Here is a 26,146-nt window from a genome sequence, read left to right on the forward strand (position 1 = left end):
CTTCTGCTGCTGAACCTGTCGGGGCATGGCGGGATCGCGGTCGCGACTGACGTCGCTCCTACAGGTTGCCGGATTTCCGTAAAATCCGGCCATGGATACCCTGACATTCCGCACGGCCACCGAGGCCGACATCCCCGAACTCGTCGCCCTGGTGACGTCCGCCTACCGGGGCGACGTCAGCAGGCAGGGCTGGACCACCGAAGCCGACCTTCTGGACGGCCAGCGCATCGACGCCGACGCGCTCCGCCGCGACATCGAACGGCCGCGCAGCCGGATCATCATCGCCGAACGAGACGGGGACCCGCTCGCCTGCGCACACGTGGCGGACGACGACGGTGCCGGTTACTTCGGCATGTTCTCGGTGCGTCCCGACCTGCAGGGCGCAGGCGTGGGGAAGGCCATGCTGGCCGAGGCGGAGCGCATTGCATGCGTCGAGTGGCGACTGCCTGCGATGCGGATGACCGTGATCGACCTGCGCGATGAACTGATCGCTTTCTATGAGCGGCGCGGCTATGCGCGTACCGGGATCAAGAAACCGTTCCCCTATGGCGATGCGCGCTACGGCATCCCCAAGCGTGACGACCTGCGTTTCGAGGTCCTGGAGAAACCGCTGCCGGGTGACACGGCATGAGCGGGACATGGACCTTCGTCTGCGCCACCGGCGAGTTGCTGCCGGGCGAGATGAAGATGGTCTTCGACGAGGTCACGGGCACGCCCATCGTCATCTTCAACCATGATGGCGATCTGTACGCGCTGGAAGACAAATGCAGCCACGAGGACTTCGAACTGTCCTCCGGCAGTTTCGATGCCGGGGAAGCCAGCATCGAATGCGTGCTGCACGGCGCACGTTTCGACATCCGCGATGGCCGCGCCCTGTGCGCGCCGGCCTACTCGCCCGTGGTGAAATTCCCGACGAAGACGGAGCACGGTGGCGTCTGGACACGCGACGACCGGGACTGAGCCGGGAATGTGAATATTCTGTTGTAATCGCAAATCATTCTCATTATCCTGTCGCACCCCTGCGGCGGATCGCCGCAGCCTGACCCGCCCGAGGCCCCGGTGCTGCGTGATGCCAGCTCAATCATGACCGCGTTCGCCCGCCTGGTGCTGGCGTGCCTGCTCGTGATCATGGGCAGCGCTGCGCTGGCTTCTACGGGGATCTTCCCGCCAGCAGGTTCATCTTCGGACACGTTGTTGCATCGCGATGCCGGGATCCACTCCCGGGACGAGCTCCGCTACGGCTCGGCGTCGCAGGCGGAGCAGGCGATTGAAGGTCTGTGTATGCCGGCCGAGTCCGAAGGCGATGACGCGGGCGCCCGCGCCCAGTCCGCGCGGGCAGGGTCGCGGGTGCATGATGCGGCCGCCGGCCATTCCAGCAGCGCCCCCTCGCGCCATATCCGTCATCCCGGTCGCGGGCCGCCGGCCGCCTGAGCTACCTGCGTGCACCGCGCCTGCCGGTGACACCGCTGCTTGCAGGATCCAGCTCCCGCAAAGGCGCAGATCCGCCGCCCCAGTCTTCACTCCACTCCCGCCAGCCTTCCGCCACCGGGTGTTTCTTCTCCGCACCTGAGGATCCTCATGAACCTGCGTCCATCCCCGCTTGCCGCCGCCCTGTTGCTCGCCATCACTGCCCCCGCGCTCGCCGCACCGACCGGGGACGTGCCCGCCGATGCCACAGGCCAGGCCAAGGAACTCGACGCCGTCGAAGTGCACGGCGAACGTGTACAGAAAGCGAGCTCACCGAAGTACACGGAAGCCCTGGTCGACACGCCGCAGACCATCACCGTGGTGACCAGCGAAGTGATGGCGCAGCAGAACCTGCTCGGACTGAGGGACGTACTCAGCACGCTGCCCGGCATCACCTTCGGCGCCGGTGAAGGCGGCGGCGGCTACGGCGACAGCATCAACCTGCGCGGCTTCACCGCCAGCAGCGACATCACCACCGATGGTGTGCGCGACAGCGCGCAGTACACCCGTAGCGATACTTTCAACCTGGAAGCGATCGAACTGATCAATGGCGCCAACTCGGCTATGTCAGGTGCCGGCTCCGTCGGCGGCAACATCAACCTGGTGAGCAAGGTCGCGCGCGAAGGCGACTTCAGCTTGTTCACCGTGGGCGCAGGGAGCGACAAGTACGGCCGGGTCACTGCTGACAGCAACTTCGATTTCGACAACGGCATCGCCGTGCGACTGAACGCCATGGGACATACCCAGGACGTTCCGGGCCGCGATGAGGAATTCAAGCATCGCTGGGGCTTCGCGCCGTCGATTGCGTTCGGGCTGGGGTCGGACACGCGCCTCACGCTGAGCTACCTGCACCAGGAAGACAACAACATGCCGCAGTACGGCGTTCCTTTCGCGCTCAGCCCATTCAACAATGGGCCGCTGCCAGGCGTCGATCGCGAGACGTACTTCGGCTATCGCAACACGTCCCGCCAGGAAAGCACGGTCGACATGCTGACCGGCGTATTCGAGATGGACTTTGGCGATCGCGTGAAGCTGCGCACCCTGGGACGCCTGCAACGGGTCGAGCAATACACCAATGCCACGGCACTGCAAGGTAGCTGGTGCCTGCCGAACAATACGAACCCCTACACCGGCCAAGCCTGCGCCGGTCAGCCTGCCGGCACATGGAATCCAAATGGTGGACCTCGTGGCCTCGTCCGCGACACGGAGAATTTCATTGCGCACAGTCAGACCGACCTGACCGCCACTTTCGACACCGGCACGGTCCGTCATGACGTGGTGGTCGGCGTGTCTTTCAGCAAAGAAGACTTCGACCTCGACTCCGGAACGACGTTCCGCAATCCGGATGGTTCGACCACGGGCATCACTTATCCCATCCAGAACTTCGACAACCCCTACAACATCTGGACGGGTCCACAGAATTACTTCCGCACGGGCCGCACCGAGGGCAGCCTGAACAATCAGGCGGCATACGTGTTCGACACGTTGAAGTTCGGCCAGCAGTGGCTGCTGAACCTGGGTGCACGCTACGAGCACAACGAAGGCGACACGGTGAACTACACCGTGAACGCCGCAGGCGCGGTCACCGGGATTGCGCCCGGCTACCCGGCACGAAACGAGGATGATCTGTTCTCCTACCGCGCCGGCCTGGTTTACAAGCCGGTGGACAACGCCAGCGTGTACCTGTCGTACGCCAACAGCAAGACGCCGTCCAAGGCTTCGGTGAATGGCTCATGCTCACCCGCCATTCCCAACGCGAACCCGAATCTCCCGCCCTCCGCGAACAACTGCAACGTGGATCCAGAGACCGCCGTCAACATCGAACTCGGCACCAAATGGGACCTGATCGATCAGCGCCTGGCGCTCACTGCCGCCCTGTTCCGCAACGAACGCCAGAACTACAAGGTCGCCAGCGCCGATCCACTGCAGCCTGAGCAGGTGCTGGACGGCAAGGCACGCGTCGACGGCGTCGCGCTGGGCGTGGCGGGCAACATCACCCGCGAATGGTCGATGTTCGCCAACTACACATTCCTGGACAGCGAAGTCCTGCAGAGCGTCGCCGATGAAGCAACCGCCGATCCCGTCAAAGGGCGTGAGCTGACACAGACACCGCGTCATTCGGCCAGCCTGTGGACCACCTACGCGCTGGGCGACTGGACGTTCGGCTACGGCGCGACCTATCAGGGTGAGTTCTACCCCAACAACGCAACGGCCGCGGCCTATCTCAAGACAGACGCCTACTGGGTGCATCGCGCCATGGTCAGCTACCAGCTCACTTCGCGTATCGGTTTGCAGCTCAACGTCAACAATCTGTTCGACGAGGAGTACTACACCGGCATTCGCAACAATCTGACGGTCACCAATGGCGTCGTCACTGCGGGCAATGGCTGGGCCAACTCGGGCGAGGGTCGTTCCGCAGTGCTGACCGCCACTTTCAAGTTCTGAGGCTCCGCTTGTAGGTCCGCGATCCGCCCCGCCCATGCACAATGGGCGGGGCTTCCTGTTTCGAGGTTCCCGATCATGCTGCTCGCCATTCCCGATGTCTTGACCCCGGCCCAGGTGGCTCACGCGCGTGCAACGCTCGACGCCGCCGACTGGGCCGACGGCCGCATCACCGCCGGCTACCAGTCGGCCAAAGCCAAGGACAACGCGCAGCTGCCGGAGGATTCGCCGGCGGCACGCGAGGTCGGCGCACTGATCCTTGACGCCCTTTCCCGCAACAGCACCTTCTTTTCCGCAGCGCTGCCGAAGCGCATTTATCCGCCCCTGTTCAACCGCTATACCGGCGGCCAGTCGTTCGGCTACCACGTCGACAACGCGATCCGCTACGACCGCAGCCGCGGCGGTGTGGATCCCGTCCGGACCGACGTATCGGCCACGCTCTTCCTCAGTGCGCCGGACGAATACGACGGCGGCGAACTGATCATCGAAGACACCTTCGGCACGCAGAGCGTGAAGCTGCCGGCCGGGCACATGGTGCTGTATCCCGGCACCAGCCTGCACAAGGTCACCCCGGTGACGCGGGGCGCGCGCGTGGCGTCGTTCTTCTGGATGCAGAGCATGGTGCGCGACGACGGCCACCGGCGACTGATGTTCGAACTGGACGTCTCGATCCGCCGCCTGACCGCCGACGTCCCCGACCATCCCGCACTGGTCCAGTTGACCGGCGTGTATCACAACCTGCTCAGGCAGTGGGCCGAGACCTGATCCCGCGGCCCGCGACGCGGCCAAGATCCGTTCTTGTTTGCACTTGATAAGTATTCTCATTTAAAATGACCCCCGTTCGACGTGCCGCTCTTGGCACGTCGCCGGGGAATCGCTTGATCCGCATCCGTCCCACCGCTGTCAGCCCAGTCCGCGTGTCCGGTCGACGCGCATCGTCCTGGCATGCGGGCATGGTGGCCGCCGTGTTGTGGGGCGCGCTGGCCCTGCTGGGCCTCGCCGCGGCCGGTCTGCTGCACCCCGATGCCTCCAGCGCCCATGCCGTCTCCTACACCGGGCATGTGTCGGCCCATGTCCAGGATGGCGACCCGCCGGACGAGATTCGACACCGTGCGCATCACCTGAAGAAGCCGCGCCTCAGCGCACTGCAGGTCTTCACTCTCGCGTCGCCGGTCACGACGCCGGCCGTGTTTGCTTCCCGCGATTCCGACGCCCCCGGAAGTTGCGACCTGCACTCGCATCGCCGTGCGTCCCACGACGCGGTGCCCCCTGGCCGTGCCTGTCCGTCCCTCCGCCTGCATCCCGGCCAAGCGCCGCCGCACACGGCCTGACGGCTTTTTCGCCCGCACCACGCGGGCCTGCATGACCGTACGCCGCCCCGCGCATCCGCGGGCGGGCGCGTGCATCCCTACCCTGTCCCCACTTCGATGAACCTCATGAAGAACTCTTGCCGCTCCCTGCAGGCGCCGCTGCGCCGCACCCGTCTTGCCATCGCGCTTATCGCCGTCGTGTCCGCGCCCGCACTCGCCCAGCCGATGCCTGATGGCGCCACCGACGCCACCGATCTCGACACCGTCGTGGTCACCGCCGCCGGCTTCGAGCAGAAGATCACCGATGCGCCGGCCAGCATCAGCGTGATCACGGCGGAAGAACTGCGCCAGCGCCCCTACATCACGCTGATCGACGCCGTGCGCGACCTGGAAGGCGTGGACGTCGGCGAGACGTCGGACAAGACCGGCCAGAAGACCATCAGCATCCGGGGCATGGGGCCGGACTACACGTTGATCCTCATCGACGGCAAGCGCCAGAACAACCACGGCGACATCTATCCGAACGCGTTCGGCGGCAACCAGTTCAACCACATTCCGCCGCTGGACATGATCCAGCGCATCGAGGTGATCCGCGGCCCGGCCTCCACGCTGTACGGTGCGGATGCGTTGGGCGGCGTCATCAACATCATCACCCGCAAGGTCTCGGACCGCTGGCAGGGCTCGGCCACGCTGGGTCACGGTATCCAGGAGAACAGCGACTTCGGCAGCGACAGCACCTTCGACTTCATGTTGATGGGGCCGCTGGTGAAGGACCGCCTGGGCCTGGGCGTGCGCGGCTCCTGGTACGAGCGCAATGCATCCACGCCGGAATATGAAGCCATCACGGCGCCTGACGGCAGCGTGTTCGAGCGGGCACTGGGCTTCGGAGGCGGCGGCAAGACGGTGGACAACACCAACAAGAGCGCAGGCGTCACGCTGAGCTGGACACCGACGGACAACCAGAGCGTCGTCTTCGACTACGACACGTCGGAGCAGGTGTACGACAACACGCCGTACATCAACAATCTCGGCTCCGAAACCTATCCGCTGGGCACGGTGGACGGGCTGGCCGGCATCTGGCGCGCGGCGCCGCAGGTGGGATACGCCGCCGACCAGGAATTCACCCGTGACCAGTGGTCGGTCACGCACAACGGCCAGTGGACTTTCGGCAACAGTTTCATCTCGCTGGCCCACATCGATACCGGCAACCACGGCCGCACCTTGCCGTTCACCGTCGCCGAGCGCCTGTTGCACCGGCAGATCTTCCAGGGCACGGGAGCATACGCCGGACTGAGCGTCGCCGAGCGCCAGGCCATCGCAGTCTCCACCTTCCTGCCGCGTCCGAAGCGCACCATGGACAGCCGCCAGTACACACTGGATGCGAAGCTCGACTTCGCGATCGGCCAGGCCCACCACGTCGTGGTCGGCGGACAGCTCATCGATGGCGAACTGGAAGACGGCGTGTTCGGCATGGAAGGCGGCGGCGATGGCGGCGGCACCGTGCAGGACCACAAGATGTGGTCGCTGTTCGCCGAGGACAACTGGAACCCGATCGAAGCCCTCACCATCACGCTGGGCCTGCGCCATGACGACCACAATGTGTTCGGCAGCCATCTCAGCCCGCGTGCTTACGCGGTATGGGACGTCAGCGAAGCCTGGACGCTGAAGGGCGGCGTCAGCACGGGCTTCAAGACACCCAAGACCACCGACCTGTACGACGGCATCACCGGTTTCGGAGGCCAGGGCACCACGCCCTTCGTCGGCAATCCCGACCTGCAGCCCGAGACCAGCGTCAACAGCGAGATCGCGCTCTACTGGACGTCACCGGACGACGCGCACAACTTCAACCTTACGGTGTTCCGCAACGACTTCGACGACAAGATCGCGCGCGGCGAGACCAGCCTGAGCTGCGAGCAGACCGGCGGCGTGCGCCCCTGCGCCAACCTGGGCGACTACGCGCTGCTGGGCTACAGCACTTACGCGCAGAACATCAACATCGACGAAGTACGTATCCAGGGCGTGGAGATTGCCGGCCGCTGGGGCATCACCGACGCCTTGTCGCTGCGCGCCAACTACACCTTCACCGACAGCGAGCAGCTCAGTGGGGCGCAGAAGGGCTTGCCGCTCACCAACACCGCCAGGCACATGGTCAATACCAGCCTGAACTGGCAAGCCACGGAGAACTTCAGCCTGCAGTTGCTGGCCGAAGCCCGCTCCAAGCGCTACCGCGACACCCTCAACGGCGTTCGGCGCGACTACCAGGACTACACCGTGCTGCACCTGGGCGCGCAGTACCGCTTCAACGAGCACGTCTCGGTGTCGGGACGCATCAACAACCTGCTGGACGAAGACTTCACCACCTTCCAGACGGTCTTCACCGACCTCAACAACGATGGCACCTACACCTCCAACGAGGTGGCGTACCTGGACGACTACAACAACAAGGACAAGTCGCGGAACCTGTGGCTGAGCCTCGACGTCAACTTCTGACGCGAACGCGCGCTCCCCTCTCCACGCGGGAGGGGAGCGCGCCCCTTAATTGAGAGCCATTCTCATCTGTGATGTAATGGCGTCCCGCTCCACCCTGCGTCGAGACTGCCGTTGTCCTCTTCCGCGTCCCCCGCCCTCCAGCAACAACGCCGCGGCTTCTGGCTGCGCACGTTGCACCAGTGGCACTGGATCAGTTCGGCGGTCTGCCTGATCGGCATGCTGCTGTTCTCCATCACGGGGATCACGCTGAACCACGCATCCAGGATCGAGGCCTCGCCCGAGGTCACCAACCTCACCGCCACGCTTCCCGCCCCCTTGCTCGCCGCGCTCGGTGACCGGCAGGACGGCAATGCACCGGTGCCTGCCACCGTTGCCGATTGGCTCGACAAGGAATTGTCGGTATCCGTCGGTCAGCGGCCAGCGGAATGGTCCGACATGGAGCTTTACCTCTCCATGCCTGGCCCCGGTACGGATGCATGGCTGAGCATCGACCGGGAAACCGGTGCGGTGGAATACGAACGCACGCACCGTGGCTGGATCTCCTACTTCAATGACCTGCACAAGGGTCGCAACGCCGGGCCGGCATGGGGCTGGTTCCTCGACATCTTCGCCGTGGCCTGCCTGGTGTTCTGCATCACCGGCCTGTTCCTGCTCTACCTGCACGGTCGGCAGCGCCGCATGACCTGGCCGATGGTCGGCCTGGGCCTGCTGGTGCCGCTGTTGATCGCGCTGCTCTTCATCCACTGATTCCCTTCCACGAACCCACGAGTGACCGCATGTCGAAGATCGCCGTCCACACCACGCTGACCATCGCGCTCAGCGGCCTGCTGGCCACGCCGGCGTATGCCGCCACGCTGGACATCAACGTCGAGATCCCCAAGCTCAACGTGGCCGAGTACCACCGCCCCTACGTGGCCATCTGGATCGAAGGCGCGGACCAGAAGGTCGCCGCCAATCTGTCGGTCTGGTACCAGCAGACGAGCAACGCCGAAGGCCATGGCACCAAATGGTTGCCCGACATGCGCCAGTGGTGGCGCAAGTCCGGACGCAGCCTGAAGGTGCCCGTGGACGGCGTGACCGGCCCGACCAAGCCGGTGGGCAAGCATGCGCTGAGTTTCACTGACAAGCAGCCACAACTGGCCAGGCTGGCGCCGGGTGAATACACGCTGGTGGTCGAGGCCGCGCGCGAGGTCGGTGGCCGCGAACTGCTGAAGATCCCCTTCAGCTGGCCGGCGAAGAAGCCTGCGCAGGCCGGCAAGGCGCAGGGCAGCACCGAACTCGGCGCCGTGACCCTGGCCGTGAAGCCCTGATCGCCCTTCCCTTTTCCTTGCTGGAGACTTCCATGAAGCGTTCCCTTGCCGTCGCCATCGCCCTGGCCGCCACCATTCCCGCCACCGCCCTGGCGCACAAGGCCTGGATGATGCCGTCGCAGACGGTCATTGCCGGCACCAATCCGTGGATCACGGTCGACGCCGCCGTGTCGAACGACCTGTTCTACTTCAACCACGTGCCGCTGCGCACCGAGGGCCTGGCCATCACTGCGCCGGACGGCAGCACGGTGGAAGCGCAGAACCTGGCAACCGGCAAGTACCGCACCGTGTTCGATGTCGAACTGAAGCAGCAGGGCACGTACCGCATCGCGACCGTCAACAAGGGGTTGATGGTCCGCTGGGAAGGTGCCGACGGCAAGCCGGGCGGACTGCGTGGCGCCAAGCCGGAAGACCTCGCCACCAAGGTGCCGAAGGATGCGAAGAACCTGCAGGTATCGCAGTCCATCGGCCGCATCGAGACGTTCGTGACCAACGGCTCGCCCAACGACACGGCGTTGAAGAGCTCGGGCGAAGGCCTGGAACTGGTGCCGGTGACGCACCCGAATGACCTGTTTGCAGGTGAAGCGGCGAAGTTCCGGATGCTGGTCGACGGCAAGCCCGCTGCCGGCCTGGAATTCGAGATCACGCGCGGCGGCACGCGCTATCGCAATGCGCAGGAAGAGATCAAGGTCACCACCGACGCGAGCGGCGAGTTCAGCGTGACCTGGCCGGAAGCCGGCATGTACTGGCTTGAAACCGGTACGCAGGATGACAAGACGTCGGTACCGCAGGCCAAGCAGCGTCGCCTGAGCTACGTGGCGACGCTCGAAGTGCTGCCGCAGTAATTCCGCATGGCGCCGCCGGACAGGCATCCGGCGGCGCGTGATCGAATGAACGTCTCCCTCTCCCCGCTCTCCGCTCCTCCATCGCCCGTACAGGCCGTGCACGGACAGACCATGGGCACCACCTGGTCGGTGCAATGCGCGAGCGCGACGCGCCTCGATCTCCACACACTGCATGACGCGGTGCAGGCGCGCCTGGACCAGGTCGTGGCACAGATGAGCACGTGGCATGTGGACACGGACATCATGCGCTTCAACCGTGGCAGGGCGGGAGAATGGTTCGCGCTGCAGGACGACTTCCTGCACGTGCTGACAGCAGCGCTCGAGATCGCGGCCGCCAGCGAAGGAACCTTCGACCCGACCGTGTCGCCCCTGGTGGCCGCATGGGGTTTCGGCGCACATGCCGGCGCCCGTGGACGTCCGACGCCAGCCGATCTCGTCGACGCGCGCGCGCGCGTGGGCTGGCAGCACCTGCGCTTCGATGCCGACCAACGCCGCGTCAGGCAACCGGGCGGCCTCATGCTCGATCTCTCGGCCATCGCCAAGGGCTACGGCGTGGATGTCGTCGCGGCGCTGCTGCGCCGTCGCGGCATCGACAGTGCGCTGGTGGAAGTAGGGGGCGAACTGTACGGCTACGGCCGCAAGCCCGACGGCCAGCCTTGGCGCGTGCTGGTCGAATCGTCGCCGGACGAGGAAGTGGATGACGATGGGCTGGAGCCGCGTGTGCTGACGCTCGATGGCGTGGCGGTCGCGACCTCCGGCGACCGTTGGCATGCCTATGCACACGAGGGCCGGCGCTATTCGCACACGATCGATCCGCGCAGCGGTGAGCCGGTGACCGATGCCGCAGCGGCCGTCACCGTGGTCGCGGCCGATGCCATGCAGGCCGATGCGTGGGCGACTGCGTTGACCGTGATGGGGACAGCCGATGGCCAGGCATTCGCAGCGCGCCACGGATTGGCCGCGCGCTTCCTCCAACGCTCCGCACAGGGCCTGCAGGAAACCATGACGCCCGCCTTCGAGCGACACCTCGCGGCATGAGCACGTCCCCGACGCCCTCGCGCGGAATCGCCCCGCTGCTGGGCAACACGCTGGTGATCCTGCTGCTGGTCGCATGCGCGTGGCTGTTCGCTCGCCTGCACGAAGGCGCCTGGTGGATGGCCGCGCCCTCGGCGATACGCGGCTACGCCGCTGCGGCAGCGGTGCTCGCGTACGCAGGCTTGACGGGTTGGTTCCTGCACCGTGCACGCGTGCGCGAACGCGCCGCCCAGCCCAGTGCGCATGCCGTGCAGGATGCAGTGTGGGTCGTGCATGCCAGCCAGACAGGCTTCGCGCTGGAACTGGCCGACCTGACAGCCGCCTCGCTCCGCCACAGCGGCGTGGTCGTGCAGCGCGCGGGGCTGGAGCATCTGGATGCGGTCCGGCTCAAGGGCATGACCCGCGCGGTCTTCGTGGTCAGCACGACCGGCGAGGGTGATCCACCCGATCCCGCCCTGGGCTTTGTGCGTCAGGTGATGCCGCAATCGCTTTCGCTGGCAGGCTTGCAGTACGCGGTGCTTGCGCTGGGCGATCGTGAGTACGCGCACTTCTGCGCTTTCGGCCATCAACTGGACGACTGGCTGCGTCGCCACGGCGCGCAACCGCTGTTCGACCTGGTCGAGGTCGACAACGCCGACGACAGCGCGCTGCGCCACTGGCAGCACCACATCGGTCAACTCGGCAATGGCACGGACATGCCCGACTGGTCGGCGCCACGCTACGAATCCTGGCGATTGCGCGAGCGCATCGAACTGAATCCCGGAAGTCTCGGCGGACCCGCGTTTCACCTGGTGCTGGAACCCACCGCGGGAATACTGCCGGCATGGACGGCGGGCGACATCGCGGAGATCGGCCCACGACACGCCATTGCCGATGTCGAAGCCTTTCTGCGTGCCAGCGGCCTGCAGGGCGATGCTGTGGTGGACTGGCAGGGCGAACGGGTGACATTGACTGACGTGCTCGCACGCAGCCAGTGGCCTTCCTCTGCCGGCGCGTCCCTGTTTTCGACTCCGCAGGCACTCGTTGACGCCTGCGCGCCGCTGCCCCATCGCGAGTATTCCGTTGCGTCGATACCGGAAGATGGCGCGCTGCACCTGCTGGTCCGCTTGATGCAGCGCGCGGACGGTGCGCCCGGGCTCGGTAGCGGATGGTTGTGCCGTCACGCCCGGCCTGGAGAAACGATTGCCCTGCGCATCCGGAGAAATCCGAACTTCCACCCCCCTGCTGCCCACGTACCGATGGTGCTGATTGGCAATGGCACCGGGTTGGCGGGATTGCGGGCCCACGTGAAGGCCCGAATGCATGCCGGAGTGACACGGAACTGGCTGCTGTTCGGCGAACGCCAGCGTTCCCGCGACTTCTTCCATGCCGACGAATTGATGGCATGGCACTCACAGGGTGTACTCGAGCACCTTGACCTGGCGTTCTCCCGCGATGACGGCGAGCACCGGTATGTCCAGCACGCCTTGCTGGCGCAGGACGACCGTCTTCGCCAGTGGGTCGACGAAGGGGCCGCCCTGTACGTCTGCGGCAGCCTGGCGGGCATGGCGCCGGACGTGGACGCCACGCTGCGCCAGATACTCGGAGATGACAGGGTCGAGCGACTGCGTGGCGACGGGCGCTACCGCCGCGACGTCTACTGACGCCATCCGCTCAGGCGTTCTTGCCAGCGCCCTCATCCTCGATGCGGATGGCCAACAGTTCGCCACCACCCTGAAGCGCGTAGCGGGTGCGCGCCGGCCCGGCGGCCAGGATGGCAGTGTCACCGCTCCAGAGATTCCCGAGCCCGCAATCGGCATCAAACGCCGCCTGCCCTGCGAGCAGGTGAACCACCCAATGCACACCAGGCTCGGTGAAGAAAAGCATCGGTCCAACCAAGGGGCGATGCAGCAGTTCGGTGCGGACGACGCCGCGTCGCCACATCAGATTGAAATCATGCGTGGGGCCATCGACCAGTTCGCCGGTCACCGCGTCTTCGCCCGCGAAACGATGGCGACCGTGCGGCGGGGCAAGCTCCACCACGCGCCCTTCGTTGAAACGGAGGCGCAGGCCGTTGCCGCGCAGCAGGACCAGTTCGCGATCAATGCCGGGAAATTCGGAGAAAGCGGCATCTTGTTCGATCTCGGCGATCGAGAGGCGCCAGTTCCATGCCCCGGCATCAGGCACCCGCGCGATCTCGCGCGTCCAGCCCAGGCCATTCCTCCAACGCTCCCGTCGGTACTCATTGGCGGGAATGATGCGCGACACGTCCGGCATGGTGGTCCCCTGTCTGGATGCGGCGCGATTCTAGCCCCTCCCCGTTATTGAGGCAGCTACGCGACAACCCTAAAACGACATCGCCCGGATGCGCCTCCTGCGCGTCCGGGCGATGTCCACCTCCGTGTCGGCATCCTGCCAGTGGCAGGCCAATGCCTGTTCCTGACCCATGCGCGTCCTGCGCGTTGTAGGTACGTCCTTGTCGGCCTCCTGCCTGTTTCCCCCTGGCATCCAGCCCCTGTGTCCGGCGCTCCACATCCTGTGGAACCGCCGGGCACGGGAATCGATCAGCGCCGTGCTACCGGCTTGGCAGGCGTCGCGGCAGCGGCCGGCTTGCGTACCGGTGCGGCACCGGCCCGCAGTTCGATGCGGTCGCGGTTCTGCTCCACGGTGCTCAGGCCGATGCCCTTCACCATCGCCAGTTCCTCGGCGCTCTTGAATGGTCCGTTGGCCTTGCGGTACTCGACGATGGCGGCGGCCTTCGCCGGACCCACGCCAGTCAGCACACGGTCCAGTGCGGCCGCATCCGCCGTGTTGATGTTGACCTTCTCCGCCGCCATGGCCTGCACGGCGATCAACAGCGAAAGTGCAGCGGCGAATACGATGTGGATGAACGACTTCATGACAACTCTCCTTGTGACGTTGGACTCTCCATGGATGGCGGGTGCGTCGACGCATCCGTCATGTGTCCGTCGGTCGCCTCGGGGCCGCGACGGTAGGGAGAGTGTCCAGCGCCCATGGGTGCCAAGGTATCGCCACTGCGCGTGCGAATCTGCCCGTAAACACCCCGGCCATGCGTAGGAAAAGTCCTACCCCAGGCAAGAGCGTAGAATGGCGCACTACGTCTCAAGTACTCCGGAGTTGCCATGGATACCGCCAAAGTCGACCGCTACGTAGCCGAAAAGTGGGATGACGACATCGTCCCGCAGCTGGTCGAGTACATCCGCATCCCCAACAAGTCACCGATGTTCGACAAGGACTGGGTAGCCAACGGGTACATGGAACAGGCGGTCCAGCTGATGGAGCGCTGGGCGAAGGCGCAGTCGGTTCCGGGCATGCAAGTCGAAGTGGTGCGCCTGGAAGGCCGCACCCCGCTGATCTTCATCGAGATTCCTGCGACCGGGCCCGAGACAGCAGCGGATACGGTGCTGCTGTACGGCCACCTGGACAAGCAGCCGGAAATGACCGGCTGGGACGACGACCTGGGCCCGTGGGTGCCGGTGATCAAGGGCGACAAGCTGTACGGCCGTGGCGGTGCCGATGATGGCTACGCGATCTTCGGCTCGCTGGCCGCCATCCAGGCGCTGCAGCAACAGGGCGTACCGCATGCACGGTGCGTGGTGCTGATCGAGGCCTGTGAGGAATCGGGCAGCTACGACCTGCCCGCCTATGTGGATCACCTCGCCGACCGCATCGGCATGCCGTCGCTGGTCGTGTGCCTGGATTCGGGCTGCGGCAATTACGACCAGCTCTGGTGCACTACGTCGTTGCGCGGCCTGGCTGGCGGCAACTTCACCGTCAAGGTGCTGGAGGAAGGCGTGCACTCGGGCGATGCGTCCGGCGTGGTGCCGTCCAGCTTCCGCCTGCTGCGCCAGCTGCTGTCCCGGCTCGAGGACGAGCAGACCGGCCGCATCCTGCCGGAGGGCTTGCAGGTCGAGATCCCCGCGGACCGCCTTGCGCAGGCGCAGGAAGCCGCGCGCGTGCTGGACACGGCGGTGTTCGACAAGTTCCCGTTCCTTCCCGGCATGACCCCGATGGCGGACGACCTTGCGCAGCTGGTGCTCAACCGCACCTGGCGCCCGGCGCTTTCGGTGACCGGCGTGGACGGCATGCCGCCGCTGTCGTCAGCCGGCAACGTGCTGCGACCACATACCTCGGTGAAGCTGTCGCTGCGCCTGCCGCCCACGCTGGATGGCAAGCAGGCCGGCCAGTTGCTGAAGGAACTGCTGGAAAAGGATGCGCCCAACGGTGCGCAGGTCAGCCTGGACCTGGAGAAGGCCAGCACCGGATGGAACGCGCCCGCCATGTCACCGTGGCTGGAGAAGGCCATCGATGCATCCAGCCGCGAGTTCTTCGGCGCCCCGGCGATGTACATGGGCGAAGGCGGCACCATTCCCTTCATGGGCATGCTGGGCGAGAAGTTCCCCGGTGCGCAGTTCATGATCACGGGCGTGCTGGGTCCGCATTCCAATGCGCACGGTCCGAACGAATTCCTGCACATCCCGATGGGCAAGAAGGTGACCGCCTGCGTTGCGCGTGTGATCGCCGAACACCATGCCGCCAGCGTGCGTGGCGAGACCACGGGCGTGGGCGTGGCGGCCGGTGGCGAGCAGCACGGCGACCACGGTTGCTGCTGAGCCGGATGGTTCGCGGGGGGAGTCCTGGGTTACGCTCCGGACACCCCCGCATTCCCAACTGGAGCGACTCGATGGAACAGATCTTTGGCGGCGGCATCCTCTGGACGTTGTTGATCGGCTTCCTCGCCGGCTTGCTGGCACGGGCCCTCAAGCCCGGCAACGACAAGCTCGGCTTCTTCATGACCATCGTTCTGGGCATCCTGGGCGCCCTGCTGGCGCGCTTCATCGGGGGTGCGCTGGGCTGGTACTCACCCGGCGAACCGGCGGGCTTCATCGCCTCGGTGATCGGCGCCATCGTGCTGCTCTTCATCTACGCCATGGTGAAGAAGAAGGCCTGAGCCGCCGGGGACAACCGGACGGCCGAGTGCCACGAAAAGCCCCGCCACGCGGGGCTTTTTCTTGTCCCCGTGCGGCGCGCACGACCGCTTTCATAATTCTTCATTCGGCTGTCAGGCGCTTCATCGAGGCCCGCGATGGAATGACGCTCCCTTCCAAGGAGTCATGCCATGCATCGTTCCCTGCTGTTGCTCTTCCTCGTCATGTCCCCCGTTGCACACGCGGCGGAGCCATCTGCCAGCGTCCCAGTCGTGCCGGAAGCCTATCGCCCACCCATGCCGATGCAGGATGGTTGGCAGACCGCCGACGCCCGTCGCGGCGGCTGGCAGGTTGATCGCCTGCAGGCGCTGGAAGCGGCCATCGCGAAGGGGGATTTCCCGGGCGTCACCAGTGTCGTCATCGCCCACCAGGGCAAGCTGGTGTACGAGCGCTACTTCAACGGCGGCGGCCCGGGCGTGCTCAACGACACGCGTTCGGCCACCAAGAGCGTCACCGCCCTGCTGCTGGGAGCGGCGATTGATCGCGGGCACATTCCCGGCGCGCAGGCGCCCGTGTATGCCTACTTCGCCGACAGGCGACCGTGGCAACACCCCAGTCCGCGCAAGCAGCAGATGACGCTGGAAGACCTGCTCACGATGAGCTCGGCCTGGGAGTGCGATGACGAAACCCCGTTCTCCGCCGGCAACGAGGAGCGCATGTATCTGAGTGAGGACTGGACCCGGTTCGCGCTGGACCTGCCGATGCGCGGCTTCGCGCCGTGGATGACGCGACCCGAGGACAGCCCGCATGGCCGGGCCTTTTCGTACTGCACGGCGGGCAGCTTCCTGCTGGGCGCGGTGATTGAACGCGCAACAGGCAAGCCGCTGGCGACGTTCGCTGCCGAAGCACTGGAACACCCACTCGGCATCCGGCAGGTGCAGTGGAACAGGTCGTCGGAGGGTGTGGGCATGGGTGGCGGTGGAACGCGTTACCGCAGCCGCGACCTGGCCAAACTGGGGCAACTGGTAGCCGATGGCGGCCGCTGGCAGGGCCGGCAGATCATCTCCACGCCCTGGATCAACGCGGCACTGACGGTGCATGCGCAGGCGCGCGAGAATGCGGACTACGGCTACCAGTTCTGGCGGTTCCGGTTTCCGGGCAAGCAAGAAGAGCAGGCGGCATGGGCGATGTCGGGCAACGGCGGCAACTACGTCTTCATCGTGCCCGAACGGCAGCTGGTGGCAGTGATCACGCGGACTTCGTTCAACCAGCGCAACGTCCACCCGCAGTCGCAGCAGATGTTTGGCGACTACGTGCTCAAGGCGATGCCGTAAGGCGTTCCAGCAACGCGACGGGCACCTTGCGGTGCTCGAGCGCGACGCGACGGTTGAGCGCATCCACGCTGCGGGCGAAGGCGGGCTCGGCCGCCATCGTCCTGAACAACGGCGACACCCGCAGGTACGCCGCATCGCTGTAGCCCGCATCCACTGCGCGTTGCAGCGATGCGAGCGCCGCCGCGCGATCGCCGGCGGCCTCGCGCAGCACCACGACTTCAAGCCAGTCGGAGGGATAGCCCGCACCGCCCTCCAACTCGCGGGCAAGGCCGTCGGCACGCACAGTGGCCCACGCCGGGTCGACGGGGCCGGCATGGAGGCGGGCCAGCGTCGTCGGCAGGCTGGCACCGGGACGCAAGGCTTCCGCCTGCCGGTAGGCCGCCAGGGCAGCCGCGGGATCACCCTGCAGTTGCGCCAGTTCGGCCGCCAGCTGGAACAGGTCGGCATGGTCCGTGCCGCGTCGCATGGCCTGGTCCAGCGCGGCCTGCGCTTCCGTCGTGCGGCCGTGGCGGAACAGGAAACGCGGCCACGCGATGTTGGAGAACACGTTGTCGGGATACAGCGCGAAGCTCTGGCGATAACGCGCTTCCGCCGCCTGCGGATAGCCCAGCAGATCCAGGATGCCGGCGATCTGCACCTGCAGATAGCGCACGCGCGCCGGATCGCCGCGCAATGATGTGTTCGCGAGCAGCGCCTGGGCGAGCAGCCCTTTGCGGTCATAGAGGTAGGCGGCGGACGCGCGGCTGTTGTCGGCGGCGGGGTCCAGCGCGACGGCACGTTCGTATCCGGCAAGCGCATCGTCGATACGGCCGCGGCAGTCATGCGAATAGCCCAGCGCGGCGTGGGCAGTCGCGCGCCCGGGCTCGGCGCGGATGGCCTGCTCGGCCAGCATCTGCGCGCGTTCCGCCCATTCCGGCGGAAAATTGAACAGGCAGACACGGGCACTGTAGGCGCGGCTCAATCCGACCAGTGCATCCACGTTGCCGGGCTTTTCTTCAAGGGCCTGGCCGAAGAGTTCGACCGCGCGTTCGTTGTCGTCGCGCTGACCGATGCTGGCGTAGTAGGCGGCACGCTGCAGCAACGAGGGCGGGGCGGTCGCCGTGGCCAGCGTACGGGCGTCCTTGCCATCGACATGCTGCTTCCACGCCCACAATCCCGCGCACGCTGCGAACACCACGACGCCTGCCGTGGCCATGACCACCCGGCGTGATCGCTGCGACCCGGGTTCCGGCATGTTTGCGGGCTCGAAGGCAGGCATCGGTTCCGGGCGCGCGCACAACTGGTAGCCCTGCCCACGCACTGACCGCAGGTAGCGCGGACTGCGTCCGTCATCCCCCAGGGCCTGGCGCAGCAGCTTCACCCGCTGGGTGACGGTTTCCTCATTGACGATCGCCGGCGCCCACACGCGCTGGATGAGCTCATCGAAACCGACGACACGGTCGCCCTGTTCCAGCAGGTGGCGCAACAGCTGGAAGCTGAGACCCGCCACGTTGAGGAGTTCGCCATTGCGTTCGACGCGCTGCCGCTCCAGATCGATCACCAGATCGTCCAGGCGGTAGCGCACGGAGCTCACGCCATTACTCACTGCGACCGTAGACATCCTCGAAGCGGACGATGTCGTCTTCACCCAGATAACTGCCGGACTGCACTTCGATCAGCTCCAGCGGCACCTTGCCGGGATTCTCGAGGCGATGCTTCACGCCCAGCGGGATGTAGGTGCTCTCGTTCTCGGACAGCAACAGCGTCTCGTCGCCGCGCGTGACCTTCGCGGTACCGCTGACCACGATCCAGTGCTCGGCGCGGTGGTGGTGCATCTGCAGGCTCAATGCCGCACCCGGCTTGACCTTGATGCGCTTCACCTGGTGGCGTCCGCCATTGTCGACCGAATCGTAGCTGCCCCACGGGCGGTGCACTTCGCGGTGCAGCACGGCCTGGCTGCGCTGCTCTTCCTTCAGCCGCGCCACCACCAGCTTCACGTCCTGCACGCGGTCCTTGCGGGCCACCAGCACGGCGTCGTCGGTCTCGACCACGACGATGTCGTCCACGCCCACCAGGGCCACCAGTCGTTGCGCGTAGGCGTAGCTGTTGCGACTGTCGACGGCGATCACGTCGCCGTGGTGGGCGTTGCCATCGGCATCGCGCTCCGCGACATCCCACAGCGCGGACCAGCTGCCGACGTCATTCCAGCCGATGTCCACCGGAAGCACCATCGCGTGATCCGTCTTCTCGAAGACCGCGTAGTCGATCGAGTCCGACGGACACGCAGTGAAGGCCTCCTTGTCGAGGCGGACAAAGTCGCCGTCGTGGCGCGCGGCAGCATGCGCCGCGCGCACGGCTTCGACGATGTCGGGGCGGAAACGCGCGAGTTCTTCCAGATAGCGGCTGGCGCGGAACAGGAACATGCCGCTGTTCCAGTAATAGCCGCCCGCATCGAGGTAAGACCGGGCCGTGGCGGCATCGGGCTTCTCGACGAAGCGCGACACCTTCCGCAGGCCGTCGCCGGCTTCGGCCTGGATGTAGCCGAATCCGGTTTCCGGCGCATCCGGCACGATCCCGAACGTCACCAACGCGCCGGCGTCGGCTGCAGGCAACGCTTCGCGCACGGCGCGCTGGAAGGCGGCCTCGTCGCGCACCACATGATCCGACGGCAGCACCAGCAGCAGCGGATCGGCGCCACCGGCCATCGCCTGCAGCGCGGCCGCAGCGATCGCGGGAGCCGTGTTGCGACCAACCGGCTCAAGCAGGATCGCCGGTGTTGGCGCGCCGATCTGCCGGAGCTGTTCCGCGACCAGGAACCGGTGTTCCTCGTTCGCCACCACGATGGGCCCCAGATCCGCGATGGCTTCGACACGACGCCAGGTCGCCTGCACCATCGTGTCGTCGCCCGCCAGTGGCAGGAACTGTTTGGGATACGCCTCGCGCGAGAGCGGCCACAGGCGCGTGCCGGAGCCGCCGGAAAGCAGCACAGGTTGGAGTTTGGCCATGCAAGCCTCGCAAGTCGGTAGGGCGCCAGTTTACCCTGTAGGCCTTTATCGCCTGTGCCCGGTCGCGACCGCATGAACCCAACGATTCAGGACCCCTCGGGGCGGGAAGCCCAGCGCCTGGAGTGGGCGCGTGGCGCGCTCGGCGACCCGTTCGCGCAGTTGGAACGCGCATCGATGGATGCCGGGTTCCGCAGCTACTGGCGCAGCCTGGGCGACGGGCCTGGGCGCATCGTGATGGATTCGCCCCCCGGCCTGGAGGACGTGCGTCCGTGGCTGGCCATGCGCGAGCTGCTGGCGGGCGGCGACGTGCGCGTGCCCGACGTGCTGGCCATCGACACCGAGCACGGCTTCCTGCTGCTGGAAGACCTGGGTGGCCCGACCCTCGCGCACGTCATCAGCGACGACAATGCGGACACCTGGTTCGATGCCGCCATCGAACAGTTGCTGCGCCTGCAGGCGATCACGCCGTCGGAGGGCATGGGCGAATTCGGCGAAGCGCTGCTGCAACGCGATGCGGGACTGTTCGACGAGTGGTTCCTGCGGCGCCACCTGGGCCTGACGCTGGACTGCGGCGAAGCCGAGGGGCTGGAACTGGCACAGCGGCGCCTGATGGACAATGCGCTGAAGCAGGCGCGCGTGCTGACCCATCGCGACTTCATGCCGCGCAATCTGATGCCGGTGACGCCGGGGCCGGCGGTGATCGATTTCCAGGACTGCGTCCGCGGCCCCATCGCGTACGATGCGATGAGCCTGTTCAAGGATGCCTTCCTGAGTTGGCCGGTGGAGCGCGTGGACGGCTGGCTGGCGCGCTACCACGCCCGCGCCACCCGTGCCGGGCTGCCGGTGCCGGAGCTGAAGGTGTTCCTGCGCGATGCGGACTGGATGGGCATCCAGCGGCACCTGAAGATCCTCGGCATCTTCTCCCGCCTGCATTACCGCGACGGCAAGACCCGCTACCTGCCCGACGTGCCACGCTTCGTCCGCTATCTGGACGAGGTGTTGCCACGCTATCCGGAACTGGCGGGCCTGCACACCTTGCTTGATGCGCGCATCAAGCCCGTACTGCATGCGCGCGGTGAGATCGCATGAAGGCATTGGTCTTCGCGGCGGGACTCGGCGAGCGCATGCGCCCGCTGACCGACCACACACCCAAGCCGCTGATAGAAGCCGGAGGCAAGCCGCTGATCGTCTGGCACCTGGAGAAACTGGCGGCGATGGGTGTGGACGAGGTGGTGGTCAACACCAGCTGGCTGGCCGACCGCTTCCCGGCGGTGCTCGGCGATGGCGCACGCTGGGGCCTGCGGTTGCACTACCTGCATGAAGGCGACACGCCGCTGGAAACCGGTGGCGGCATGCTCAACGCACGGCCCTTGCTCGGCGAAGCGCCGTTCCTGCTGGTCAATGGCGACATCTGGACCGATTTCGATTTCGCGCGACTGCCGCGTGAGCCTGCGGGGTTGGCACACCTTGCGCTGGTCGATCCGCCCACATTCGCGCCCCGCGGCGATTTCGCTCTGGACTCCACCGGCACCCTGCATCGCGAGGGCGAGCATCGGCTGACCTACGCCGGCCTGGGCATCTACCGCCCCGCCCTGCTCGACGGCTGGCAGCGGCATGCCGAAGGCCAGGTCCGCCAGACCATCAACGGCAAACCGCGCTTTCCGCTGCTGCCGCTGCTGCATGCGCGCATGGACGAGGGACAGGTCAGCGGTGAGCAGTTGCAGGGGCATTGGACGGATGTAGGCACGCCGCAACGACTGGCCGAACTTGAAACCATGCTGCGCGCGTAGCCAGCGTTCTTCCTTGCGCTACGCGGAAAGCGTTGTGGGCAAGGCTCGCTTCTACAGCACGCTGCGCAGGAACGGCACCGTGATACGCCGCTGCGCCGCGAGCGATGCGCGATCGAGGCGGTCCAGCAGCGCCACCAGCGCGCCCAGATCACGATCGGTCCGCGTGAGGAGCCACTCCAGCGCAGCGTCTTCCAGCACCAGGCCGCGCCGCTGCGCACGTTCGCGCAGCACATCGCGCCGCCCCGCCTCGTCGAGCGGATCGAGCATCACGCGCAGGCACTGCTGCAAGCGTGAACGCAGGTCGGGGAGATCAAGGCCGATGTCGTCGGGGATACCACGCGCGGTGTACAGCACGTTCAATCCGGAGGCACGCGCGCGGTTGTGGAAATCGAACAGCGCCACTTCATCCTCGCGCGTACCGGCGATCACTTCGATGCCGTCCAGCGCGACCACATCATTGCCCTCCAGTGCGTCGAGTGCATCGCGCAGCCGGCCGGCGGCAGCGGCCATCGGCAGGTAGGCCGCGCGACGATGCTGCTGTTCGGTGGCGGCGCACAGCGCCAGCGCGAGATGGGTCTTGCCCGTCCTTGACGGGCCGGCCAGATAGACCCAGTCCGCGCCCGGCCTGGTTGCCAGGGCACCCAGCGCCGCCAACGCGCCCTGCGGCGGACCGATGAAGCTCTCGAAGCGTTGATCCGGCGGATAGCGCAGCGCCAACGGCAATTGCGGACCGAGGTCGGTACCCTGCATGCCCCTGCTCACGGCGTATCGGTGTCGCGCGCCGGCGCCTGCTCCACGCTGCCCTTGTCGATGTACGAGTCCAGCACGATGGAGGGGCGGTCACCGGCGTACAGCCGGCTCTGCGTGTAGCGTTCGTGGGCGAAGCGCAGCAGTACGTTGGCGATCGCCGCCACCGGCAACGCCAGCAGCATGCCAAGGAAGCCGAACAACTGGCCGCCGGCCATGATGGCGAAGATCACAGCGACCGGGTGCAGGCCGATGCGATCGCCCACGATGCGGGGCGTCAGCACGTAGCCTTCCAGCATCTGGCCGACCACGAACACGCCCAGCACCATCGCCACCAGCGACCAGTCGCCGCCGGACTGCACCAGCGCGGCGATCACGCCCAGCACGATGCCGGTGGCGGTACCGAGGTAGGGCACGAAGCTGATCAGGCCGGCGATGATGCCGATCAGAAGGCCGACCTTCAGCCCCACCACCGACAGGCCGGCCGCGTAGATCGCGCCCAATGCCAGCATCACCAGGAACTGGCCGCGCAGGAAGGCGCCGAGCACTTCGTTCGATTCCAGCGCCAGCCGCGTGACCGTGGCGATATGGTCGCGCGGCACCAGCGCCGCGACACGTTCGACCAGGATGTCCCAGTCGCGCAGGAAGTAGAACGTCAGGATGGGCAGCAGCACCAGGTTGGCGACCCACGCCATCACCGCGAAACCGGAGCGCGAGAAATAGCCGAACATCGTGGCCGCCACGCCACCGGCCTGTTGCCAGTGGCCACGCACCCATTCGGTCAGCCGGTCCGGGTCCAGCCACGCGACCAGTTCCAGCCCGGTGCGGCGCTCCACCCACGGCAGCGCGGTCTGCACGAACCAGTCCCGGTAAGCCGGCAGCGATTCGATCACCGTGACCACCTGACGTTCGATCATCGGCACCAGGATCACAAGCGCCAGCACCAGCAGCAGCAGCATCAGCGTGAACACCAGCACCACCGCCACGGTGCGCGAGCGCCCCGAGCGTTCCAGCCGGTCGACCCATGGGTCGCCAAGCCAGCCCAGCAGTGCCGCGCAGACAAACGGCGTCAGCACCGGCGCCAGCAGCCAGACCAGCCAGCCGACGATCACCGCGACCAGCAGCCATTGCCAGCGGCGGGCCAGCGTTCCGACCGGCGTGGGAGAGAGATCCATGGGCATCCTTGTGGGTCAGCGCATCTGGTAGGCCGGCGGCTCGCCTTCGCCACCGGTGAAGGGAGCTTCGTCGCCCATCGTGCGACGGAACCCGGCCAGGCCCGACACGAGCTCCAGGTCGAACTCGACGACATCGCCGTTGGCACGCACCGGGGTGATGCGACGGACCACTGCCATCTTCTGCAGATGCCCGGTCAGGCGCAGGTAATCGTCCGTGCTGCGAATGCCCGTGAAGAGCACGCGATAGGTACCCGCGGGGCCCGCACTGCCACGCTTGCCGTAGCGCTTCACCAGCGCATCGGCGGTGCCGTCGGCACCGGAGGCCATCGCGCGGCGCGCATCGGCGTCGGTCACCGACCACTTCGCCAGCACCTTGCCGGCATCGACGAACACCCAGTCGGCGGTCCAGCCACCCTTGGCACTGCGGTAGAGCTTGCCGATCAGCTGCATCGGCGGGCTGTAGCGGGCCGACGCGCGCGCGACGGCGGCGGTGTCCTGGCGCCAGATGGCGCCGACCAGCGCCTGTTCCGCCGCACCGCCGGCCGGCAAGCCGAGGCCGTAGCCACGCTCGATGGCGCGATTGAGCAGCGGGCGCGCGGCATTGGACTGCGGCAAGCCGACCAGGCGCGGGCCGCTGCCGTCGTTGATCGCCAGCCAGACCACCGGCTTCGGGCGTGGCTGCGGCCACACCGGCAAGCCGAGCGCGCCCGCCAGTCCATTGACCTGGTCTTCATCGAACCGCACCACCAGCGTGGTTCGGAAGGTGGGCGCGCCGGTGGGCGACGTACCCTGGTCCTGCCGGTAGTCGTAGCCATCCACGTAGTCCTTGGCGTTGCGCAACTCGGCGCCCACGCCAGGGCGCGACATCGCCGACCGGTCACCCGACAGTTTGCCCAGCACCGTTCCCAGCGCGCGTGCGAAGCCGCCCTGCCGCTCTTCCTCGCCCTGCCCGTTGACCGGTACCTCGGCCTGATACAGCCCGCGCGCGGAGACCGCGTCGCCTTCGGTGCGCAAGCCCGATTGGGCATGTGCGACGGGCGTCGTGGTCATGGCCGCCAACAGCGCGGCGGTGGCGAGGGCGAAACCTGGGATCCAGCGCATCGAGCGTCCTTGGGCTCTGCAGACCCTGTGAATTGTTGCCCGAATGGCACGCCATCGCCAACGGCACCCGTTCAGGACGGCCGCGAGGCCTGCCGATTCCATTAAAATCACGTCTCTTGCCCCATCGACGACCGCCCGTGACCCAGCCGACGCCTTCCGCCCCCACCCCGATGACCTATCGCGACGCGGGTGTCGACATCGACGCCGGCAACGAGCTGGTCGAACGCATCAAGCCGCTGGTCAAGCGCAGCTTCCGGCCGGAAGTGATGGGCGGACTGGGTGGCTTCGGCGCGCTGTTCGACCTGTCCGGCAAATACCGTGAGCCGGTGCTGGTCTCCGGCACCGACGGCGTGGGCACGAAGCTGAAGCTGGCGCAGCAACTGGGCCGCCACGACACCATCGGCATCGACCTGGTCGCCATGTGCGTGAACGACGTGCTGGTGCAGGGCGCCGAGCCGCTGTTCTTCCTGGATTACTTCGCGACCGGCAAGCTGGACGTGGACACCACGGTGTCGGTGGTCGGTGGCATCGCCCGGGGATGCGAGCTTTCCGGCTGTGCACTGATCGGCGGCGAGACCGCCGAGATGCCCGACATGTACGGCCCCGGCGAATACGACCTCGCCGGTTTCTGCGTGGCGGCGGTGGAGAAGTCGAAACTGCTCGACGGCGCCAAGGTGCGCGCGGGCGACGTGTTGATCGGCGTGGCCTCCAGCGGCCCGCATTCCAACGGTTACTCGCTGGTGCGGCGCATCTACGACCGCGCCGGCCGTCCCGCCGACATCGATGTGGGCGGCGTGAAGCTGGCCGACGCCCTGATGGCACCGACCACGCTGTACGTGAAGCCCGTGCTGGAGCTGCTGCAGGCGCACGACCTGCATGCGATGGCGCACATCACCGGCGGCGGCCTGACCGAGAACATCATCCGCGTGATCCCGGACGGCCTGGGCCTGGACATCGACGCCAGTGCGTGGACGCTGCCGCCCGTGTTCGACTGGCTGCAACGGGAAGGCGCGGTGGAGAACGCCGAGATGTGGCGCACCTTCAACTGCGGCATCGGCTTCGTGCTGGTGGTTGCGCCGGACCAGCTTGCCGCCGTGCAGGCGGATCTCGTCCGCCTGCAACTGGCGCACTGGCAGATCGGTGAAGTCGTCACCGCCCACGGCGGCGAACGCGTCCGCATCGGCTGAG

25 protein-coding genes are annotated in these 26,146 nt (G+C 66.7%); 18 read left to right on the forward strand and 7 right to left on the reverse strand.

Annotated features, from left to right (window positions below; translation table 11 throughout):
* Positions 1 to 91 precede the first annotated feature (91 nt).
* From ACIPRS_RS04290 to ACIPRS_RS04345, 12 genes are all read left to right on the forward strand, one after another.
* Positions 92 to 631: a GNAT family N-acetyltransferase gene (locus tag ACIPRS_RS04290; protein ID WP_446537622.1), complete on the forward strand. Its 540-nt coding sequence runs from the start codon at positions 92 to 94 to the stop codon at positions 629 to 631.
* Positions 628 to 960 (forward strand): non-heme iron oxygenase ferredoxin subunit, encoded by a 333-nt coding sequence (locus ACIPRS_RS04295; RefSeq protein ID WP_337730427.1) that lies wholly within the window; start codon positions 628 to 630, stop codon positions 958 to 960. The genes ACIPRS_RS04290 and ACIPRS_RS04295 overlap by 4 nt, the downstream gene beginning before the upstream one ends.
* Before the next feature lie 123 nt (positions 961 to 1,083).
* Complete coding sequence (locus ACIPRS_RS04300) at positions 1,084 to 1,431, forward strand: hypothetical protein (protein WP_446537623.1); 348 nt, start codon at positions 1,084 to 1,086, stop codon at positions 1,429 to 1,431.
* Positions 1,432 to 1,578: 147 nt separating this feature from the next.
* Entirely contained in the window at positions 1,579 to 3,912 is a 2,334-nt protein-coding gene (locus ACIPRS_RS04305; protein ID WP_446537624.1) for a TonB-dependent receptor, read from the forward strand.
* Between the two features lie 75 nt (positions 3,913 to 3,987).
* A complete protein-coding gene (locus tag ACIPRS_RS04310) occupies positions 3,988 to 4,674 on the forward strand; it encodes a Fe2+-dependent dioxygenase (RefSeq protein WP_446537625.1) in 687 nt (228 codons plus the stop codon).
* 152 nt (positions 4,675 to 4,826) lie between these two features.
* Positions 4,827 to 5,240, forward strand: coding sequence for a hypothetical protein (locus tag ACIPRS_RS04315; RefSeq protein ID WP_446537626.1), 414 nt, complete (start codon positions 4,827 to 4,829; stop codon positions 5,238 to 5,240).
* Positions 5,241 to 5,345: 105 nt separating this feature from the next.
* On the forward strand, positions 5,346 to 7,709 hold the full coding sequence (locus ACIPRS_RS04320) for a TonB-dependent receptor domain-containing protein (protein ID WP_446537627.1): 2,364 nt from the start codon (positions 5,346 to 5,348) through the stop codon (positions 7,707 to 7,709).
* A gap of 111 nt (positions 7,710 to 7,820) precedes the next feature.
* Positions 7,821 to 8,456: a PepSY-associated TM helix domain-containing protein gene (locus ACIPRS_RS04325; protein ID WP_446537628.1), complete on the forward strand. Its 636-nt coding sequence runs from the start codon at positions 7,821 to 7,823 to the stop codon at positions 8,454 to 8,456.
* Positions 8,457 to 8,485: 29 nt separating this feature from the next.
* Positions 8,486 to 9,019 carry a DUF2271 domain-containing protein gene (locus ACIPRS_RS04330; protein ID WP_446537629.1) on the forward strand — a complete coding sequence of 178 codons (534 nt, stop codon included), beginning with the start codon at positions 8,486 to 8,488 and terminating at the stop codon, positions 9,017 to 9,019.
* A gap of 32 nt (positions 9,020 to 9,051) precedes the next feature.
* Complete coding sequence (locus ACIPRS_RS04335) at positions 9,052 to 9,864, forward strand: DUF4198 domain-containing protein (protein ID WP_446537630.1); 813 nt, start codon at positions 9,052 to 9,054, stop codon at positions 9,862 to 9,864.
* Between the two features lie 111 nt (positions 9,865 to 9,975).
* Positions 9,976 to 10,902 carry an FAD:protein FMN transferase gene (locus ACIPRS_RS04340; protein ID WP_446537631.1) on the forward strand — a complete coding sequence of 309 codons (927 nt, stop codon included), beginning with the start codon at positions 9,976 to 9,978 and terminating at the stop codon, positions 10,900 to 10,902.
* Positions 10,899 to 12,542: a sulfite reductase subunit alpha gene (locus ACIPRS_RS04345; protein WP_446537632.1), complete on the forward strand. Its 1,644-nt coding sequence runs from the start codon at positions 10,899 to 10,901 to the stop codon at positions 12,540 to 12,542. The genes ACIPRS_RS04340 and ACIPRS_RS04345 overlap by 4 nt, the downstream gene beginning before the upstream one ends.
* A 10-nt stretch (positions 12,543 to 12,552) precedes the next feature.
* Here the strand turns inward: ACIPRS_RS04345 and ACIPRS_RS04350 are convergent, their stop codons facing one another.
* Both ACIPRS_RS04350 and ACIPRS_RS04355 read right to left on the reverse strand, forming a co-directional pair.
* The gene (locus tag ACIPRS_RS04350; RefSeq protein WP_446537633.1) at positions 12,553 to 13,155 is read right to left on the reverse strand and encodes a HutD/Ves family protein; all 603 of its coding nucleotides are present in this window, start codon (positions 13,153 to 13,155) and stop codon (positions 12,553 to 12,555) included.
* A gap of 287 nt (positions 13,156 to 13,442) precedes the next feature.
* Positions 13,443 to 13,778 (reverse strand): ComEA family DNA-binding protein, encoded by a 336-nt coding sequence (locus ACIPRS_RS04355; RefSeq protein ID WP_337730439.1) that lies wholly within the window; start codon positions 13,776 to 13,778, stop codon positions 13,443 to 13,445.
* Between the two features lie 243 nt (positions 13,779 to 14,021).
* On the opposite strand from ACIPRS_RS04355, the gene ACIPRS_RS04360 reads away from it, so the two are divergent.
* The 3 genes from ACIPRS_RS04360 to ACIPRS_RS04370 all read left to right on the forward strand — a co-directional run bounded on the left by ACIPRS_RS04360 (position 14,022) and on the right by ACIPRS_RS04370 (position 17,161).
* Entirely contained in the window at positions 14,022 to 15,512 is a 1,491-nt protein-coding gene (locus ACIPRS_RS04360; protein WP_337730440.1) for a M20 family metallopeptidase, read from the forward strand.
* A gap of 71 nt (positions 15,513 to 15,583) precedes the next feature.
* Positions 15,584 to 15,850, forward strand: a complete 267-nt coding sequence (locus ACIPRS_RS04365; RefSeq protein WP_337730441.1) for a GlsB/YeaQ/YmgE family stress response membrane protein — start codon at positions 15,584 to 15,586, stop codon at positions 15,848 to 15,850.
* A 168-nt stretch (positions 15,851 to 16,018) separates the two neighbouring features.
* Positions 16,019 to 17,161 (forward strand): serine hydrolase domain-containing protein, encoded by a 1,143-nt coding sequence (locus ACIPRS_RS04370; protein ID WP_446537634.1) that lies wholly within the window; start codon positions 16,019 to 16,021, stop codon positions 17,159 to 17,161.
* Here the strand turns inward: ACIPRS_RS04370 and ACIPRS_RS04375 are convergent.
* Both ACIPRS_RS04375 and ACIPRS_RS04380 read right to left on the reverse strand, forming a co-directional pair.
* Positions 17,145 to 18,734, reverse strand: coding sequence for a winged helix-turn-helix domain-containing protein (locus tag ACIPRS_RS04375; RefSeq protein WP_446537635.1), 1,590 nt, complete (start codon positions 18,732 to 18,734; stop codon positions 17,145 to 17,147). The two genes, ACIPRS_RS04370 and ACIPRS_RS04375, sit on opposite strands and share 17 nt — an antisense overlap.
* A gap of 4 nt (positions 18,735 to 18,738) precedes the next feature.
* Positions 18,739 to 20,145 (reverse strand): mannose-1-phosphate guanylyltransferase/mannose-6-phosphate isomerase, encoded by a 1,407-nt coding sequence (locus ACIPRS_RS04380; protein WP_337730444.1) that lies wholly within the window; start codon positions 20,143 to 20,145, stop codon positions 18,739 to 18,741.
* A 72-nt stretch (positions 20,146 to 20,217) separates the two neighbouring features.
* On the opposite strand from ACIPRS_RS04380, the gene ACIPRS_RS04385 reads away from it, so the two are divergent.
* Together ACIPRS_RS04385 and murU are read left to right on the forward strand one after the other, a co-directional pair.
* Complete coding sequence (locus tag ACIPRS_RS04385) at positions 20,218 to 21,234, forward strand: aminoglycoside phosphotransferase family protein (protein ID WP_446537636.1); 1,017 nt, start codon at positions 20,218 to 20,220, stop codon at positions 21,232 to 21,234.
* On the forward strand, positions 21,231 to 21,935 hold the full coding sequence (gene murU, locus ACIPRS_RS04390) for an N-acetylmuramate alpha-1-phosphate uridylyltransferase MurU (RefSeq protein ID WP_446537637.1): 705 nt from the start codon (positions 21,231 to 21,233) through the stop codon (positions 21,933 to 21,935). Before ACIPRS_RS04385 ends, murU begins: the two co-directional genes overlap by 4 nt.
* 51 nt (positions 21,936 to 21,986) lie before the next feature.
* Here murU and hda read toward each other — a convergent pair whose 3' ends face one another.
* Genes hda through ACIPRS_RS04405 form a run of 3 tightly spaced genes read right to left on the reverse strand, consistent with a single transcriptional unit; the run spans position 21,987 to position 24,958 of the window.
* A complete protein-coding gene (hda, locus tag ACIPRS_RS04395) occupies positions 21,987 to 22,685 on the reverse strand; it encodes a DnaA regulatory inactivator Hda (RefSeq protein ID WP_446537638.1) in 699 nt (232 codons plus the stop codon).
* Between the two features lie 8 nt (positions 22,686 to 22,693).
* Entirely contained in the window at positions 22,694 to 23,857 is a 1,164-nt protein-coding gene (locus ACIPRS_RS04400) for an AI-2E family transporter (RefSeq protein WP_192200378.1), read from the reverse strand.
* 15 nt (positions 23,858 to 23,872) lie between these two features.
* Positions 23,873 to 24,958: a DUF2066 domain-containing protein gene (locus tag ACIPRS_RS04405; RefSeq protein ID WP_446537639.1), complete on the reverse strand. Its 1,086-nt coding sequence runs from the start codon at positions 24,956 to 24,958 to the stop codon at positions 23,873 to 23,875.
* Positions 24,959 to 25,095: 137 nt separating this feature from the next.
* Between ACIPRS_RS04405 and purM the strand changes: the two genes are divergently transcribed.
* Positions 25,096 to 26,145: a phosphoribosylformylglycinamidine cyclo-ligase gene (gene purM / locus ACIPRS_RS04410; protein ID WP_446537640.1), complete on the forward strand. Its 1,050-nt coding sequence runs from the start codon at positions 25,096 to 25,098 to the stop codon at positions 26,143 to 26,145.
* Position 26,146: the final 1 nt, after the last annotated feature.

The sequence above is a fragment of the Pseudoxanthomonas sp. LARHCG66 genome (assembly GCF_052871755.1).